Origin of the sequence: Mucilaginibacter sp. UR6-11 (assembly GCF_020880695.1) — a bacterium.
GTDB lineage: Bacteria > Bacteroidota > Bacteroidia > Sphingobacteriales > Sphingobacteriaceae > Mucilaginibacter.
On the sequence record NZ_JAJIWO010000001.1, the window covers coordinates 526,345 to 541,891 of the forward strand.

Below are 15,547 nucleotides of genomic sequence, written 5' to 3' on the forward strand. Positions count from 1 at the left end.
AAAAACTTCCGAAGTTTTAAAACCCCGGAAGATCCAATGCAGATCTAAATATAGTTTAAGCTTACTTAATGATCTCTATTTTCTTAAAGTTTTTACTGGATTTAAACTCTAAAACTTTATCAGCAATGACCGCGAAATCAGTTATAGTTTTCCCATCGGCAGTAATCTTCGATGGTTTAAACGGCAAGCCCGATACGCTGAAAGCATAAGTTTCATATCTAGGTGTATATAAGCCTTCCATACTTTGCTGCACGGTAAAGTTGGTTTTGCCGCCATTTACAACAAATTTCTTTTCCGAGTAAATATCCTGCTCATAAGCAAAGGTTTCGCCATAATCTTCAAAGAAGAAAGAATTAGCCTCGTAATCGCTGTAATAAACATTCAACTTAACTTCTTCAATTTCCTTTTCGCCCACATACTGCATTACCGGGTATTCCGGGATAACAGCACCAGCCTTAATAAAGATTGGGATGGTATCCAGCGGAGTCAATACCTCAACCTCTTTACCACCCTCAACCACCTCAAGCGACCAGAAATTATACCATTTACCGGTAGGTAAATATACTTTACGGCTTTGCTGACCGGGCTCTAAAACCGGGCAAATCAAGATCTTATCGCCATAAGTAAACTCATCCTGGCGGAAATAATTATCAGCCTCTATCTGCTCCTGCATAACTATCGGCCTCAAAATAGGGAAACCATAACGGTGATGCTCCCAGAAAGTTGAGTACAGATATGGTATCAGTTTATAACGCAGCTCAATAAATTTACGGTTGATGGAAGTATAGGGCTCGCCAAAGCTCCACGGTTCGCGCTCCTTGGTATCACCGGCAGAGTGCGCGCGCATAAACGGCGAGAATGTGCCCATCTGAATCCAGCGGGTAAACAACTCGCCATCAGGCTCGCCGCTAAAACCGCCGATATCAGTACCGCAAAACGATATGCCAGACATGGATAAACGCTGCAACTGGATATTACCCAGTTTTAAGTGTTCCCAGGTAGCCACGTTATCACCCGTCCAAACGGACGAGTAACGTTGTACACCCGAATAGCCTGCCCTTGTAATCGTAAAAGGGCGTTTATTTTTCATAATGCCACGCAAGCCTTCGTAAGTGGCACGTACCATCTGCATGCCGTAAATATTATGCGCCTTACGGTGCGATCCGCGGTGCCCGTCATATTGGTGACGAACATCGTCGGGGAATGTGCTGGTGCCAAATACGGCAGGCTCATTCATGTCATTCCAAACACCGGCAACACCGGCATCAACCAATCCCTGGAATAATCCACCCCACCATTCTCTGACTTCGGGGTTAGTAAAATCAGGAAACTGGCAACGGCCGGGCCATACATGGCCCTCCATAAAGTAATCATCGCTTCGGCGGCAAAAATAACGGTTCTCTTTACCTTCTTTAAATACCCAGTAATTATCGTCTACCCGTATTCCCGGGTCAATTATCACCACGGTTTTAAAACCATCGTCAGCAAGCTCCTTCACCATCTTTTTAGGGTCAGGAAAGTACTTTTTATTCCAGGTAAAGCAGCGATAGCCATCCATATAATCAATATCCAAATAGATACCATCACAAGGGATTTGCTCCTGACGGAACGTCTTGGCTATAGCCCTGACCTTTGCTTCCGGATAATAGCTCCAGCGGCATTGGTGGTAGCCAAATGCCCATAGTGGCGGCATGGGATGCGTACCAGTTATAATATGGTAGTTTTTTACCACGTCCATCATGTGCGGACCGTGGATATAATAATATTGCAGCTCGCCGCCATCAGCCCAAAAACTGGTTTTGTTGCTCTCCTGGGCGCCAAAATCAAAATGCGATTTAAAGGTATTGTCAAAGAAAATACCGTACGATATGCCGTCGTTTATACTAATATAAAAAGGTATGGTACGGTATATCGGGTCCTGGTTCCATTGAAACGAGTAGGCGTCAGTATTCCAGTTAACAAATCTTTTTCCCTTTAAGTTCAGCTCGGTGGGTTTATCACCTAAACCAAAAAAGGCCTCATTGGGCGCGCAGGTTTTGGTACAGAAAACATAATAACCACCAAAGGCTACGTTCTCTTCCCAGTGCATCGGCACAGCGTCGATACTGGTAACATGGTCATTACTGTCAGAGAAGGATATAAAGAAATCCTGTTTACGGATATGGCAGTTAATAATGCCAGTTGATACGCGGAACTCGGTATCATTTTCAAATAAAGTAAATGCTGTTGCTTTTTGTACCAGCTTGGGTACTGCGTACGAAAATTCCTCCAAAAAAACGCCGTGCGGCGCTAATCTAACTCTTATTATTTCATCAGTAACAACTACTATCTCAACTTTGGCGTCGCCATCCGTAAAGAAAAATTTGTTTCCTATCTGATCGGCGTGATTGGGTACGCCCAGGTATTTTTTTATAATCGGCTTTATACCGATGATAGGATTATTTACGTGCTGAAACGTTTCCTCATCCGCTGCTACTATCTCTTTTTCTAATTCTGGGTCTATTGTATTCTCTTCCATATTACTATTTAAACTATTCATCCAGCCCACAAATTTCACCGCAAAAGTTAAAAACAAGGTGGCAATTGCCTGTTTCAACAGCTAATAAACGATTTTTATTCAATAAATAAACTATGATTAACCCGGAAAAGATCGACAAGTGCAAAAAATTATGAAAGTCATAATTTTCAATACCAGAAAGTTAGTTTAATGGCAATGGGCCAAAACCCATTGCCATTACCCGGTTAAAAAATTACAAAGCGCCTAAGGTAGTTTTTAGGTTGATTACCGCCGGATCATTGCTTTTAGCAGTCTCAAATATTTCGCTCGATGTTAAATTATTCTTATAGAAAGCGGCGTTGGCGCTCTTATCAATGGCTAAATTTGAGCCATGTATAGATACCCCGGCAAATAAACCGCGACTGCGCGAATAAGAATATACCTCGGCCTCTAACTTATAATCTGTACTGGCGGTAGAGCTGCGGCCAACCGGGCCCGCCGCTGCGGATATATCGCCCCCTATCGTAAAATCACCATTCTTCACCTTGGCAAGCACGCCTTTGTGACGGAATACCAGCACCATATCAACAGATTGCACACCTATCTGCAAACCCAGGCTGCCGCCGGTTAAAGTAATAAATACCGGGTCGCTCCATTTACCATCGGCCAGTTTAACCATGGCAACGCCTTTTCCTCTTTTACCGCCAATACCAAAGCCCGCATTTATCAATCCGGGGATTATGACAATACCCTGGTAGTCGGCTATTAACTGGTGCGGGATGCTTTCCTTCATTTTACCGAAAGCTTTTAATACATTGGTGGCACTATGAATCCGTTCGGTTTCTTTGCCGGCGCCTGTTGCGGATGCCAGTACAATAAATGCGCTAAGCAATACCGGCATCAAAAATAATTTTAATGTTTTCATAGATCTATGTTTTATTTAATAGTTTAACTCTCAAAAACAACAGTTGTTTTCTTTATTAATTTGTGTCTTAATAATTCCACATACATGAGCAACAAAAATATCCCATTTCAGGTAATAAACTGGGACTTCATAGCAAAAACAGATCACCCGGGCGAAAAAGGACATTCAACCTGGCAGACTGTACAATTTGAAGGGCTGAGGATTAGGATAGTAGAATATTCGGCGGGTTACGTCGCCGATCATTGGTGCCAAAAAGGCCACATTGTATATTGCCTTGAAGGCGAATTTATTACCGAACAGGAAAACGGCAAACAATTTACGCTGACCAAAGGCATGAGCTATGTGGTTACTGATGATTTAAGTTCGCACCGCTCCTTAGCACAAAATCCGGTAAAACTGCTTATCGTTGATGGCGACTTTTTGAAATACCAGCCATAAAATAGTAACGAACCGTCACCCCTGTATCCTATCTGCACATTTGTGTGGCTGTATGTTTGCGTATCTGCTTATCTTTGCAGCAATGAAACCCAATAAGCAGCAGGTATTTACAATTAATAACGATGAGCAATTTAATACAATTGCCCTGCAGGTATTCCAGCATCAGGCGAAAAATTGTAAAGTTTATGCCGAATTTATTTCAGGACTCCGCCTTGATATTGCTGAGGTAAAATCTGTACAGCAAATTCCGTTTTTGCCAATCGGTTTTTTTAAGCGACATTCTATTCTTAGCGCTACGGATGATATACAGGTAACGTTTACAAGTTCAGGTACCACAGGCATGGTTACCAGCAGCCATTACCTAACCGATATCAGTTGGTATGAAGAAAGTTTCCGCAAAGCGTTTCAATTATTTTACCGCGACATAAAAGATTATACGGTTTTGGCGCTGCTGCCGTCGTATCTTGAACGGCAGGGTTCGTCGCTTACTTATATGGCTCAGGACCTCGTAACCCAATCACAAAACCCTGACAGCGGCTTTTATCTCTATAATCATGATGATCTGGCCAGGCAGCTTGCCAGGCAACAACGGGCAAAAAAACCTACATTATTAATAGGTGTCACATTTGCCCTGCTTGATTTTGTCGATCAACACCAAATCAATTTTCCCGAATTAATTGTGATGGAAACAGGCGGTATGAAAGGCAGGCGTAAAGAGATGATCCGCGAGGAATTGCATGAAACTCTTTGCACCGGCTTTGGGGTTAAAGCCATCCACTCCGAATATGGTATGACTGAGCTTTTATCGCAGGCTTACTCAAAAGGCGCCGGGATTTTTTACTGCCCCCCATGGATGCGCATTATAACCCGTGATACCAATGATCCTTTAAGCTTGGTTACCAATAACAAGGCCGGTGGCATTAATGTTATTGACCTGGCCAATATTAATTCCTGCTCATTTATAGCCACCCAGGATCTTGGTAAGATCTATGCCGACGGCGGTTTTGAGGTATTGGGCCGCTTTGACAATGCCGATATCCGCGGCTGTAATTTATTGATAGCGTAAAACTTAATATACAACTAACAGAATTTATATATTTTTGTACTTCAAAATATAAGTGACTAAGATGATCGAAAAATTTTTGCGTGACGAACAGGACCAGAAAGCGGTTGAAAAAGTTTATACCCGCCTGGTTGACCTGTTAACTACCGACGAAGAAATAATATACATAGCAGTACAAAAAAAACCGCTGGTTAATATACTACCTGATTGTATTGCCATAACCAATAAACGCGTGTTGTTTTTTACCCCGGCAAACTTGGGCCTGTCTATAAAATTTGTTGATTTTGTTTGGAAAGACGTTATTGACGTTTATACCAAAGAAGAAATAATAGGCGCTATTTTCAGCGTAAAAACAACTAACGGCGCCGAGATGGGTGTTGATTACCTGCCTAAAGTACAGGCCCGTAAACTATATCAATACGCACAGGAACGCAAAGAAGCCGAGCGCGAAGCACGCCGCCTGCGCGACCTGGAGCAAAAACGCGCCGAGTCGGGCTCAGTACAGTTTGAAACGCCGGCGCAGGCAGCTGCCGTGCATCAAATAATTACGCCTTCTCCTGAGCCGATACCAGAACCGGAGCCGGTTGTTGCCCACGAAGAACCAAAGCCTGATGTATTAACAGAGAAATTGAAGAAATTAAGAACCTTGTTTGATAACGGATTAATATCCCAGGAAGAATATAACCACAAAAAATTAGAGTTGTTAAACGATTTGTAAAAGAATGTCAGCCGTTTATTAAAGTAGCCGTTCATCAAACCTGAATGGCTTTTTTGTTATTATTTTAACAGACGGAGCCAACTTGTGCAAAGGATTCATCAAATAATTAAATTCCTCATCAACCAAAGCCGAAGGTACTTTTAGGAGCAGTTTTTTATTTTGAAATAAAAAATGATTCCCAAACTGTTGTAATATATTTTGTTCAGGGTATTCCTTCCAGTTTTTAGGTAGTGTATTAAGGTTTAACTCATTTATACTATCGGGTGCCTCTATCGTAATTATAGAATAATCATCAGGCATATTGGTGGGATTTAAATGCGCCAGTGCTTCTAATACAGCTAAGGATCTTGAGGATGCGAGGTAAACCATGGCTTTGCCCTCACTATTCCAACGCCCCCCATATAGCCTAGCTCCATTTCCGCTTAAATCATCTGCATAAACACTTTTAACCAACCGATAAAGTATCATTAGGCGAAAATCCCATGCTCAATACGGCCTAACTCTTTAAAGACCATATCAAAACCAATAGAAGTATCTAAGAGAGAAACGGGGGTATCCCCTCTGAAAACATGAACAGGGGACTTCATCCAGGTTTTAAATTTATCAAGCGAGCCAAATACTTCTTCGCCACGTGTGTATAATCGAGCTAACTCAACGGCTTTTTCTGCGTATTCTGTTTTAATGATTTCATCGTTATCATAACGTTGTAAGGTACGCTCTGATATGTGCAGTATATTGGCAAACTCTTGGATTGTTAAGGATATCTTTTTTGCCAGAGCCATTAGGCCACGTTTGGGCAAGCCCTGACGGGTAGCGTTTAAAATATCGTAGCTGCTACCCGTTATATTGAATTCCCTTGCCGCATTGCCTATTGTAGTAGCAAATAAGTTAGTTGCTGAAACATCATAAGCGCTTGCTGGTTCAGCAAGTGCATTTTTGGTTATATCATCTTTATGCTTCATAAATATGCGACATTTATCCAAAAATAATAACACTTTGTCGCAATATCAAATTATTTAACAATAATTAAAAAATAATTCTTCCTGCCTTTTTGGGCCACTAAAAATTTGTCACCTATTAAAAATTCGTGATTATAGATGGCCTCCGGCGACTCTATTTTAACTTTATTAATAGCCACCCCTCCCCCTTGTATCATCTTCTTAGCCTCACCTTTTGACGCGAATACCGCTGTGCTGGCTGCTAACAAGTCAGTTGCATTAATGCCGGCCTGTAAATCGGCCAAAGCAATCTTAAAGTTAGGTACGCCTTCAAACAGGCCAATTACTTCGGCTTCATTCAGTTCATTTAAAAACTCAATCCCGGTATTGCCAAATAGAAACTCTGATGATTTTATGGCTTTTTCATATTCGGCTTCGCCATGTACCCGTATAGTTATATCTTTTGCAAGGGCTTTTTGCAACACGCGTAAATGTGGTGCCGCGTCCTGTTCAGCTTCTAAACCTTTAATAGTCTCCTCATCAAACAAGGTAAAGATGCGGATGTACGTTTTAGCATCTTCATCACTGGTATTTAACCAAAACTGGTAAAATTTATAGGGCGATGTTTTCTCAGGGTCCAGCCAGATGTTGCCACCCTCCGTCTTTCCAAATTTAGATCCGTCTGATTTTTTGATCAACTGCGTAGTTAAGGCAAATGCCTCGCCTCCGCCTTTGCGGCGCACCAGCTCTGTGCCGGTAACGATATTACCCCACTGGTCTGATCCGCCCATTTGCAGTTTACAATCTTTGTGCTTCCACAAATAGTAAAAATCATAGCCCTGAACCAACTGGTACGTAAATTCTGTGAACGACATCCCGGTTTCACCCTCCAGACGTTTCTTTACAGAGTCTTTGGCCATCATATAATTAACTGTAATGTGCTTGCCTACCTCGCGAATAAAATCAAGGAAAGTAAAATCTTTAAACCAGTCGAAATTATTTACCATTTCGGCACTGTTAGCACCGCCGTCAAAATCAAGAAATTTCTCCAGTTGGGCCTTAATTCCGGCCAGGTTTTTTTGCAAAACATCTTCTGACAGCAAATTACGCTCGGCTGATTTGCCCGACGGATCGCCCACCATGCCGGTAGCACCGCCGATTAACGCGAACGGCTTATGGCCGGCACGCTGAAAGTGGATCATGGTCATGATCTGCGCCAGGCTGCCAACATGCAATGAGTCAGCAGTTGGGTCAAACCCAATATAGCCGGATGTCATACCTTTATTTAACAGCTCTTCGGTTCCGGGCATAATATCATGCAGCATGCCGCGCCAACGTAATTCTTCAACAAAATTCATTTATCCGTCTTTAAAATAATGGCTGCAAAGATATATTTAAGACTCAAGAAATTTCAGCGCGATAGTAATTTCTTTCCTAGCCGCATTACTGGCCGTTCAATAAACGTATTAAAAATAATTGCTGTAACGAATGAACATACTAAGGCAAGCACAATCACCACAATTACAGGCAACTTGTTAGCAAACGTATAAACAATAAAAACACCTACAGGTATATGCACAAGGTATAAACTATAGGATATCCTTCCCAAAAACAAAGGCAACTTCATTAAAAAAAACGCCATTGGCTTGGCGGACACAGCAATTACGATAAATATTACAGAAGCAATTGTAATTACAATATCTACAAGATATTGGAATACGTAGTCAATTATAACGGTTGACGATCCCATTTTTTGTACCACACGCGGCATCAAGCCGGCGTAACTATAAAAAAATATACCTGCTATTAAAAATAGCCACCGCTGCGTACTGCTTAACTCATTGTACCAGGTTATAATTTGCTTTTGCCGCCGGGCAATAAGCCCGCCGCACATAAATGTGTAAAACAAGATAAATGTATACAGATAACTTGTTAGATAACCTTCAGATGGATTTAATTTTAACGCATTTAAAGTTACTGCAGATAAATATATTATAAAATTTATCACTAAAAATTTTCTTATACTTAATCTCGTTATAAACAACAAAAGTGGAAATAGAAGTGCGATACGCATCTCGTGTATAAGAGACCATATCGCTCCATTAATTTTTAACGCGTTAAAATTCACAACAAGTAACAAGTGCCCTAAAATATCCTTAAAAAGTATGGGTTCCTTCCAATACACAGACAGCCAGAAAGCAGAGTCGGACCGGCTACAACTGGCCCTTAAAATTAACGCCAAAGCAATTGATGCGATATAGGGAATATATAATCTGATAAATCTAAGACCAAGAAAGTTGACAAATCTGTAATTAGGGTCATTACCATACTGATAAGTTAATACGTACCCGCTTAACACAAAAAAAAATATAACAGCGTTATGCGCACTAATTAAAATAACAAACGGAGTAAATTCAATTGGCCTGCTATTAAATGTCCCGACCGTTAAATGGCACAACACAACGCTTACCGCAGCCAAACCTCTTAGGGAGTCAAGTATTTTAACCCGGGGCTTTTCGCCGTAACCAACCTTCAGATTTTTCATTTTATTAGTGTAAATTGGAAATGTCGCATTAATGTGCATATCACTTGCTATAGGTTATGCTGCAATACATCTTCTGATAATATTACGCCCGGCTGATTTTCTGAAGTGTCGCCCACCATGCCGGTAGCACCACCAATTAAAGCAAAAGGCTTGTGGCCCGTCCGCTTAAAATGGATCATGGTCATGATCTGTGCCAGGCCGCCAATATGTAATGAGTTGGCAGTTGGGTCACACCCAATATAGCCGGATGTCATACCCTTTTTTAACAGTTCTCCGGTTCCGGGCGTAATATCATGCAGCATACCCCGCCAGCGTAATTCTTCAACAAAGTTCATTTAAAAGGTAATTTTATATTTCCGGCGCAAAGACCTATGCCCGGGGGACGACACCAGTTTTAGTTATTACTACTTTTTTAGCAATGCGCATTGCGGGCTGTTCAATATATTTATTAAAAATTATCGCTGTTAAAAGACTACCCAACACCCCCATACCGATAACAACAGGGGTTGGTATTTTATCGACTAAGGTAAAATATATAAAGCCCAATACCGGCACATGTACCAAATAAAGACTATAAGAAATTTTGCCTAAAAAAAGAGGAATCTTACTGGTAAGAAAGTTATTTCCTTTAAGGCTGATTGCGGCGATCATAAAATAAACTGAACCCGCCAACGTAAGCAAGTCCCCGCCGAAACTAACAATAGTATGATAGATCAAGCGCGGCCAACCCGGATTATCCAGAATGAACCACCAGATGCTGGAATAACTAAAGCAAAGCCACGCAACTACCAGTAATGCTGTCCTCTTGAAGGTGGTTAAACTATTGTTCCAGCTAACAAGCTCCGATTGGTATCTTGATATCAAACCACCGACAACAAATGCACAAAAATAATAGGCGGTATAACCCAGGCTGTCGTTGTAGCCAACTACGTAGGTGAGATTAAACATTATTGAAATTACCGAAATAATTAAAATAGACACTGTAACCCAGGCTGTGTTAACGGGCTTTAAATTCACTACATATAATAACGCCGGGAAAATAATAGCAACCCGCATTTCATGCACCAACGACCATATTACCGGGTTAAGCGCGTTTGTATTAAAAGTCCATACCAGCGCAACGTGTTTAATCAGTACTTTTATTGTTGGTGGCTGGCTCCATAAGTTACTGACCCATTGACCGCCCCCCTGTTTGGGCGTACATAGCATAAACAAGCATAACGACAGCAGGATGGAAACGATATAAGGAACATATATCCTAAAAAAACGATGAACCAGGAACCGGCGATAAGTATACTCAGGATTAAACCGATATTGATAAGTAAGCACATATCCGCTAAGCAAAAAGAAAAACAAGACCGCCTCATGGCCCGCTTTAATAATATATAACGGCGTAAAATGCAGAAAGTGGTCAAACGAAAGCCCTTCCAGCGTATGGTTAAAGACAACAGTAAGTGCGGCAATCCCCCGTAATGAGTCAAGTGCTCTGACTCTCGGGCGTTCTGTAGCCGTTTTTATTGTGATATCTTTTTGCATTACAGCGATAAATATAATTAAAATAAGTTTGACCAGGACCAAAAACAGTTGTTAATATCGCTAAAGCATTTCATTTTTTGTTAATTGATTTAAAGGATTTATATTGCAATAACTGATATGAATTTTCTATCCCACTATTATTTCGACCGTAACATCACCGACTGCTATTTTATTTTAGGCACAGTGCTGCCCGATCTTTTAAAAAATGCGGATAAGAGCATCATTTTGCATCCCGAAAAGTTACAGCATCCAAACAGCCAGGTTAACAGTATAATTGCCGGGTGGAACAAACACCTGGATGTCGACCGTTATTTCCATTCGTCAGATTTTTTTGCCACGCATTCGCATCAGCTAAAAAAAATACTCACACCCGTTATTGAGGGCTCACCGGTAAAACCTTTCTTTTTGGGCCATATCGCGGTTGAGCTGATCATTGATAACCTGCTGCTTACCACAGGCAAAATTACGGTGGACGATTTTTATGCTCATTTAAAAGGCTGTGATAACGCCATCATTGAAGAATTTTTAACTGTTGCCGGGTTAAAAGACTGCACCCGGTTTTTTCGTTTTTATGAAGGATTTAAAAGTGCCGGCTACCTGCATACTTATTCAGAAACAACACAAATAGCTTATGCACTAAAAAGGATCTGTATGCGTGTCTGGGATAATCCGTTCACTGCCGAACATGAAGCACGCATGAATGAAGCATTAATTGCGTACAGAGAATTGTTATTGCCGGATTTTATGGAGATATTTCAGGAAATCGGGGGCAAACTAGCGACCCGGTAGGAGTCCATTTTAAACAGTTAATGCCCTGTAATTGAATATTATCGTCAAAAATTACCAGTTCGTCAGCAAAAACCTTAAAAATCAGCATTTAAGAGCAATTAAATTTTATAGAATAAAAATATAGTCCTACCTTTGCAGTCCCAATTAACAAATTGGGAAAAGGAGATAAATTATTTAATGGCAAAAAAACAAGAAGCAGAAAAAGAATTAAAAGCCAAGGAAGCTGAACTGGACACAGTGACTGTAACCGGCGAAAAAGAAACTATTGAGTCAGAGGCTGATTCAATATCAATCGAAGAGATCAAATCTCAAATTGCAGTTGCACCCCGCGAAGATTTTGACTGGGATGCTGACGACAAAAAATTTGGTAACTACAGCGACAGCGAGCGTGAGCAAATGGAGAAATTGTATGATGGAACTTTTAGTTCAATCACCAAGGGCGAAATTATCACCGGTACTGTTGTAAATGTTAACAACAAGGATGTAGTATTAAACGTTGGGTTTAAATCTGACGGTTTGGTATCTGTTTCTGAATTCCGTGATACACCTGATCTGAAGATCGGTGACACAGTTGACGTATTTGTTGAATCACAGGAAGATGCTAACGGACAGTTGGTACTTTCGCGTAAACGTGCGAAAACTCAAAAATCATGGGAGAAAATTAATTCTGCACTGGATAACGATGAGATCATCACTGGTTTTGTTAAGAGCAGAACAAAAGGTGGTCTGATTGTAGACATCATGGGCGTTGAAGCCTTTTTACCAGGTTCACAAATCGACATTAAACCTATCAGGGATTATGACGTTTATGTGGGCAAAACAATGGAATTTAAAGTTGTTAAGATCAACCACGAGTTTAAAAACGTAGTGGTATCGCACAAAGTGCTGATTGAAGACGATCTGGAAAACCAAAAAACCGAAATTGTTGCCAAACTTGAAAAAGGCCAGGTATTGGAAGGCACAGTTAAAAACATTACCGACTTTGGTGTATTTATTGACCTTGGTGGTGTTGACGGCTTATTACACATTACTGATATTTCATGGGGCCGTATTGAGCATCCAAGAGAAGTTTTGGCATTGGATCAAAAAATCAACGTTGTTGTGTTGGATTTTGATGACGAGAAAAAACGTATCGCTTTGGGCTTAAAACAATTAACGCCTCACCCTTGGCAATCACTTGACGAAGGAATCCAGATCGGATCTAAAGTTAAGGGCCGCATAGTTACTGTTGCCGATTACGGTGCTTTCTTAGAAATCATCCCGGGTGTTGAAGGTTTGATCCACGTGTCAGAAATGTCATGGTCTCAAAACCTGCGTAACCCACAGGAATTCCTGAAAGTTGGTGACGAAGTTGAAGCACAGGTATTGACATTAGACCGCGACGAGCGTAAAATGTCATTGGGCATCAAACAATTAACACCTGATCCTTGGCAAAATGCTGCCGAACGCTACGCTGAAGGCACAACTCACGTTGCTACCGTTAAAAACATGACCAACTTTGGTGTGTTTGTTGAACTGGAAGACGGCATTGACGGATTGATCCACATCTCTGACCTTTCATGGTCTAAAAAAATCAACCACCCTAATGAATTCACTAAAGTTGGTGAAAAATTAAACGTGGTTGTTTTAGAACTGGATGTTGAGAACCGCAAATTAAGCTTGGGCCACAAACAACTGGAAGAAAACCCATGGGATACTTTTGAAAGCATCTTCACTATTGATTCAATACATGAAGGTACCGTATTAAAAGTAACTGATAAAGGTGCTATTGTAGCTTTACCTTACGGTGTTGAAGGTTTCGTACCTACCAAACACCTGGTTAAAGAAGATGGTAAAAGCGTAAAAGCTGATGAAGTTGCTGACTTCAAGATCATTGAGTTTAACAAGGAAAACAAACGTATAGTAATTTCACACTCACGTATATGGGAAGAAGCTCGCGCTGACGCTCGTGTACAGGATTTCGAAAACCGTAAAAAAGAAGCAAAATCTGCAACTAACGCGGTTAAGAAAGTGAAAGATTCGGTTGAGAAATCTACTTTAGGCGACCTGTCTGTATTAGCTCAGTTAAAAGAGCAAATGGAAGGCGCAGAAACTAAAGCAGCTGTTAAAAAAGCAGCCGCTAAAAAATCTGAAGAAGAAGCTAAATAAGCTTTAACCAAATATTTTGCAAAGCCCCGTCGAGTAATCGATGGGGCTTTTTTATTGAGATATGTTTAGATTTGGTTAACGCCTAACTGGTCGAAGTTTAACATAGCGTAGCTGCGACCTATAATATAGCAAGCATTCTGCCTGCGCAACAAACAAGTTGAGCTGAGAGCTTAACACCCCTGATCCAAAACCAACGTATAAGTCATAAATTGATCCGAAGTGATCCATTACTTCGATTTAAATTATTAATAATCAAATAATTACAACGAAATCATGATCCAGGTGATCCAATTGATCCACTTTTTCGCGGATCAGACAGTTCGTCGAAGTCAGCGGCCGCAAATCTCCCTAACATTACCGGGAGGTCCTGCTTACGTTACAAAATGCATTAGTATATCACTATCTGCTTATTGCTTTACACAACTAATCACTAAAATTATTACCTTTGCCCAAATCCACCCAAACGATGCAAAACCTTACGCTGCTCGACGGTCAAAAATTTCAAATCACTATACAGCGTTTATGTCGTCAGTTGATCGAAAATCACAATGATTTTTCTGAAACTGTTTTGATCGGCATACAGCCACGCGGCATTTATCTGGCCAAACGTGTCGCCATCGAGTTGCGCAAAATACTTCCCGGCAGCAATATACAGCAAGGTGATATGGACATCACTTTTTATCGCGATGATTTCCGTCGTCGTGGCGCCCCCCTGATACCCAGCGAAACCAAAATGGACTTTATCATTGAAGGTAAAAAGGTTGTTTTAATGGACGATGTATTATGGAGCGGCCGCACCATCCGCGCAGCCATGGAAGCTATGCTGGCCTATGGCCGCCCGCAAAAGGTAGAGTTGCTGGCTTTGGTTGACCGGCGCTACTCGCGCCACCTGCCAATAATGCCGGATTACGTGGGGATCGAGGTTGATTCCATCGCATCGCAAAAAGTAGTGGTTAGCTGGACAGAAACTGACGGCGAAGACAAAGTTGTATTATTATCAGAAATCCCGAACATATAAAATGGCAGAACTTAGCACAAGGCATTTACTGGGCATTAAAGGGTTAACCGCCCAGGATATTGAATTAATATTTGAAACTGCCGACCGCTTTAAAGATGTGCTAAACCAGCCGCAGATACGTAAAGTCCCCTCATTGCGGGACGTAACCATTGCCAACATATTTTTTGAAAACTCAACCCGCACCCGTTTATCATTTGAGCTGGCCGAGAAACGCCTGTCGGCAGATGTGGTTAACTTCGCGGCATCGTCCTCATCCGTAAGCAAGGGTGAAACGCTGATTGATACCGTAAACAATATCCTGGCCATGAAGGTGGATATGGTGGTAATGCGCCATCCCTATGCCGGTGCCGCCACCTTTTTATCTAAACATGTAAAGGCCCAGATAGTAAACGCCGGCGACGGCGCACATGAGCACCCTACCCAGGCCTTGCTTGATGCATTCTCTATCCGCGAAAAGTATGGTGATGTGGCCGGGAAGAAGATCGTTATCGTAGGCGATATCCTGCATTCGCGCGTAGCGCTTTCAAATATCTTATGCCTGAAACAATTAGGCGCCGAGGTAATGGTTTGCGGGCCAACCACACTTATCCCCAAATATATTGGCGCCCTTGGGGTTAAAATTGAACATAACTTAATAAAGGCCCTTAACTGGTGCGATGTGGCCAACATGCTGCGTATCCAGCTGGAGCGCCAGGATATCAAATACTTCCCGTCATTGCGCGAGTACACCATGCTGTACGGCTTAAATAAAGAGATCTTAGACTCGTTAGACAAAGAGATCACCGTAATGCACCCCGGCCCTATAAATCGCGGTGTGGAGATTACCAGTGATGTTGCCGACAGTAAACAATCCATCATTCTTGACCAGGTAGAAAATGGTGTCGCCATCCGCATGGCGGTATTATATTTACTGGCGGGCCAAACCCCGTAAA

The 15,547-nt window shown here is 41.6% G+C and carries 14 protein-coding genes and 1 pseudogene; 7 read left to right on the plus strand and 8 right to left on the minus strand.

Going from position 1 to position 15,547, the window contains the following annotated elements; all coding sequences use genetic code 11:
- Positions 1-61: 61 nt before the first annotated feature.
- Complete coding sequence (locus LJ658_RS02450) at positions 62-2,518, minus strand: glycoside hydrolase family 31 protein (protein WP_230545446.1); 2,457 nt, start codon at positions 2,516-2,518, stop codon at positions 62-64.
- Between the two features lie 232 nt (positions 2,519-2,750).
- Entirely contained in the window at positions 2,751-3,422 is a 672-nt protein-coding gene (locus LJ658_RS02455; RefSeq protein WP_230544868.1) for a lipid-binding SYLF domain-containing protein, read from the minus strand.
- A gap of 84 nt (positions 3,423-3,506) precedes the next feature.
- Here LJ658_RS02455 and LJ658_RS02460 point away from each other — a divergent pair, with 84 nt between their 5' ends.
- The 3 genes from LJ658_RS02460 (at position 3,507) to LJ658_RS02470 (ending at position 5,641) form a co-directional block, all read left to right on the plus strand.
- On the plus strand, positions 3,507-3,860 hold the full coding sequence (locus LJ658_RS02460; RefSeq protein WP_230544869.1) for a DHCW motif cupin fold protein: 354 nt from the start codon (positions 3,507-3,509) through the stop codon (positions 3,858-3,860).
- A gap of 82 nt (positions 3,861-3,942) precedes the next feature.
- Positions 3,943-4,926, plus strand: a complete 984-nt coding sequence (locus tag LJ658_RS02465) for an acyl transferase (protein WP_230544870.1) — start codon at positions 3,943-3,945, stop codon at positions 4,924-4,926.
- A 61-nt stretch (positions 4,927-4,987) separates the two neighbouring features.
- Positions 4,988-5,641, plus strand: coding sequence for a PH domain-containing protein (locus LJ658_RS02470; RefSeq protein WP_230544871.1), 654 nt, complete (start codon positions 4,988-4,990; stop codon positions 5,639-5,641).
- An 18-nt stretch (positions 5,642-5,659) separates the two neighbouring features.
- Here LJ658_RS02470 and LJ658_RS02475 read toward each other — a convergent pair whose 3' ends face one another.
- The 6 genes and pseudogenes from LJ658_RS02475 to LJ658_RS02500 all read right to left on the minus strand — a co-directional run bounded on the left by LJ658_RS02475 (position 5,660) and on the right by LJ658_RS02500 (position 10,660).
- Positions 5,660-6,109, minus strand: a complete 450-nt coding sequence (locus LJ658_RS02475) for an RES family NAD+ phosphorylase (RefSeq protein WP_230544872.1) — start codon at positions 6,107-6,109, stop codon at positions 5,660-5,662.
- On the minus strand, positions 6,109-6,603 hold the full coding sequence (locus LJ658_RS02480) for an antitoxin Xre/MbcA/ParS toxin-binding domain-containing protein (RefSeq protein WP_230544873.1): 495 nt from the start codon (positions 6,601-6,603) through the stop codon (positions 6,109-6,111). The genes LJ658_RS02475 and LJ658_RS02480 overlap by 1 nt, the downstream gene beginning before the upstream one ends.
- Before the next feature lie 50 nt (positions 6,604-6,653).
- Complete coding sequence (tyrS, locus tag LJ658_RS02485) at positions 6,654-7,937, minus strand: tyrosine--tRNA ligase (RefSeq protein ID WP_230544874.1); 1,284 nt, start codon at positions 7,935-7,937, stop codon at positions 6,654-6,656.
- Positions 7,938-7,990: 53 nt separating this feature from the next.
- Positions 7,991-9,163, minus strand: a complete 1,173-nt coding sequence (locus LJ658_RS02490) for an acyltransferase family protein (protein WP_370632930.1) — start codon at positions 9,161-9,163, stop codon at positions 7,991-7,993.
- 11 nt (positions 9,164-9,174) lie between these two features.
- A pseudogene (locus LJ658_RS02495) lies at positions 9,175-9,459 on the minus strand (tyrosine--tRNA ligase); the annotation flags it as partial.
- A 34-nt stretch (positions 9,460-9,493) separates the two neighbouring features.
- Complete coding sequence (locus tag LJ658_RS02500; protein WP_230544876.1) at positions 9,494-10,660, minus strand: acyltransferase; 1,167 nt, start codon at positions 10,658-10,660, stop codon at positions 9,494-9,496.
- Between the two features lie 117 nt (positions 10,661-10,777).
- Here LJ658_RS02500 and LJ658_RS02505 point away from each other — a divergent pair, with 117 nt between their 5' ends.
- From LJ658_RS02505 to LJ658_RS02520, 4 genes are all read left to right on the plus strand, one after another.
- Positions 10,778-11,449 carry a hypothetical protein gene (locus LJ658_RS02505; RefSeq protein WP_230544877.1) on the plus strand — a complete coding sequence of 224 codons (672 nt, stop codon included), beginning with the start codon at positions 10,778-10,780 and terminating at the stop codon, positions 11,447-11,449.
- A 177-nt stretch (positions 11,450-11,626) separates the two neighbouring features.
- Positions 11,627-13,597 carry a 30S ribosomal protein S1 gene (gene rpsA / locus LJ658_RS02510; protein ID WP_230544878.1) on the plus strand — a complete coding sequence of 657 codons (1,971 nt, stop codon included), beginning with the start codon at positions 11,627-11,629 and terminating at the stop codon, positions 13,595-13,597.
- 466 nt (positions 13,598-14,063) lie between these two features.
- Complete coding sequence (gene pyrR, locus LJ658_RS02515) at positions 14,064-14,615, plus strand: bifunctional pyr operon transcriptional regulator/uracil phosphoribosyltransferase PyrR (RefSeq protein ID WP_230544879.1); 552 nt, start codon at positions 14,064-14,066, stop codon at positions 14,613-14,615.
- 1 nt (position 14,616) lies between these two features.
- On the plus strand, positions 14,617-15,546 hold the full coding sequence (locus LJ658_RS02520; protein ID WP_230544880.1) for an aspartate carbamoyltransferase catalytic subunit: 930 nt from the start codon (positions 14,617-14,619) through the stop codon (positions 15,544-15,546).
- The last annotated feature ends 1 nt before the right edge of the window (position 15,547 follow it).

What these genes read in the sequence shown, in the direction of transcription:
- LJ658_RS02450 (WP_230545446.1), bottom strand. Translation starts at nt 2,518, where the DNA reads ATGGAAGAGAATACAATAGACCCAGAATTAGAAAAAGAGATAGTAGCA.
- LJ658_RS02455 (WP_230544868.1), bottom strand. Translation starts at nt 3,422, where the DNA reads ATGAAAACATTAAAATTATTTTTGATGCCGGTATTGCTTAGCGCATTT.
- LJ658_RS02460 (WP_230544869.1), top strand. Translation starts at nt 3,507, where the DNA reads ATGAGCAACAAAAATATCCCATTTCAGGTAATAAACTGGGACTTCATA.
- LJ658_RS02465 (WP_230544870.1), top strand. Translation starts at nt 3,943, where the DNA reads ATGAAACCCAATAAGCAGCAGGTATTTACAATTAATAACGATGAGCAA.
- LJ658_RS02470 (WP_230544871.1), top strand. Translation starts at nt 4,988, where the DNA reads ATGATCGAAAAATTTTTGCGTGACGAACAGGACCAGAAAGCGGTTGAA.
- LJ658_RS02475 (WP_230544872.1), bottom strand. Translation starts at nt 6,109, where the DNA reads ATGATACTTTATCGGTTGGTTAAAAGTGTTTATGCAGATGATTTAAGC.
- LJ658_RS02480 (WP_230544873.1), bottom strand. Translation starts at nt 6,603, where the DNA reads ATGAAGCATAAAGATGATATAACCAAAAATGCACTTGCTGAACCAGCA.
- tyrS (WP_230544874.1), bottom strand. Translation starts at nt 7,937, where the DNA reads ATGAATTTTGTTGAAGAATTACGTTGGCGCGGCATGCTGCATGATATT.
- LJ658_RS02490 (WP_370632930.1), bottom strand. Translation starts at nt 9,163, where the DNA reads ATGCACATTAATGCGACATTTCCAATTTACACTAATAAAATGAAAAAT.
- LJ658_RS02500 (WP_230544876.1), bottom strand. Translation starts at nt 10,660, where the DNA reads ATGCAAAAAGATATCACAATAAAAACGGCTACAGAACGCCCGAGAGTC.
- LJ658_RS02505 (WP_230544877.1), top strand. Translation starts at nt 10,778, where the DNA reads ATGAATTTTCTATCCCACTATTATTTCGACCGTAACATCACCGACTGC.
- rpsA (WP_230544878.1), top strand. Translation starts at nt 11,627, where the DNA reads ATGGCAAAAAAACAAGAAGCAGAAAAAGAATTAAAAGCCAAGGAAGCT.
- pyrR (WP_230544879.1), top strand. Translation starts at nt 14,064, where the DNA reads ATGCAAAACCTTACGCTGCTCGACGGTCAAAAATTTCAAATCACTATA.
- LJ658_RS02520 (WP_230544880.1), top strand. Translation starts at nt 14,617, where the DNA reads ATGGCAGAACTTAGCACAAGGCATTTACTGGGCATTAAAGGGTTAACC.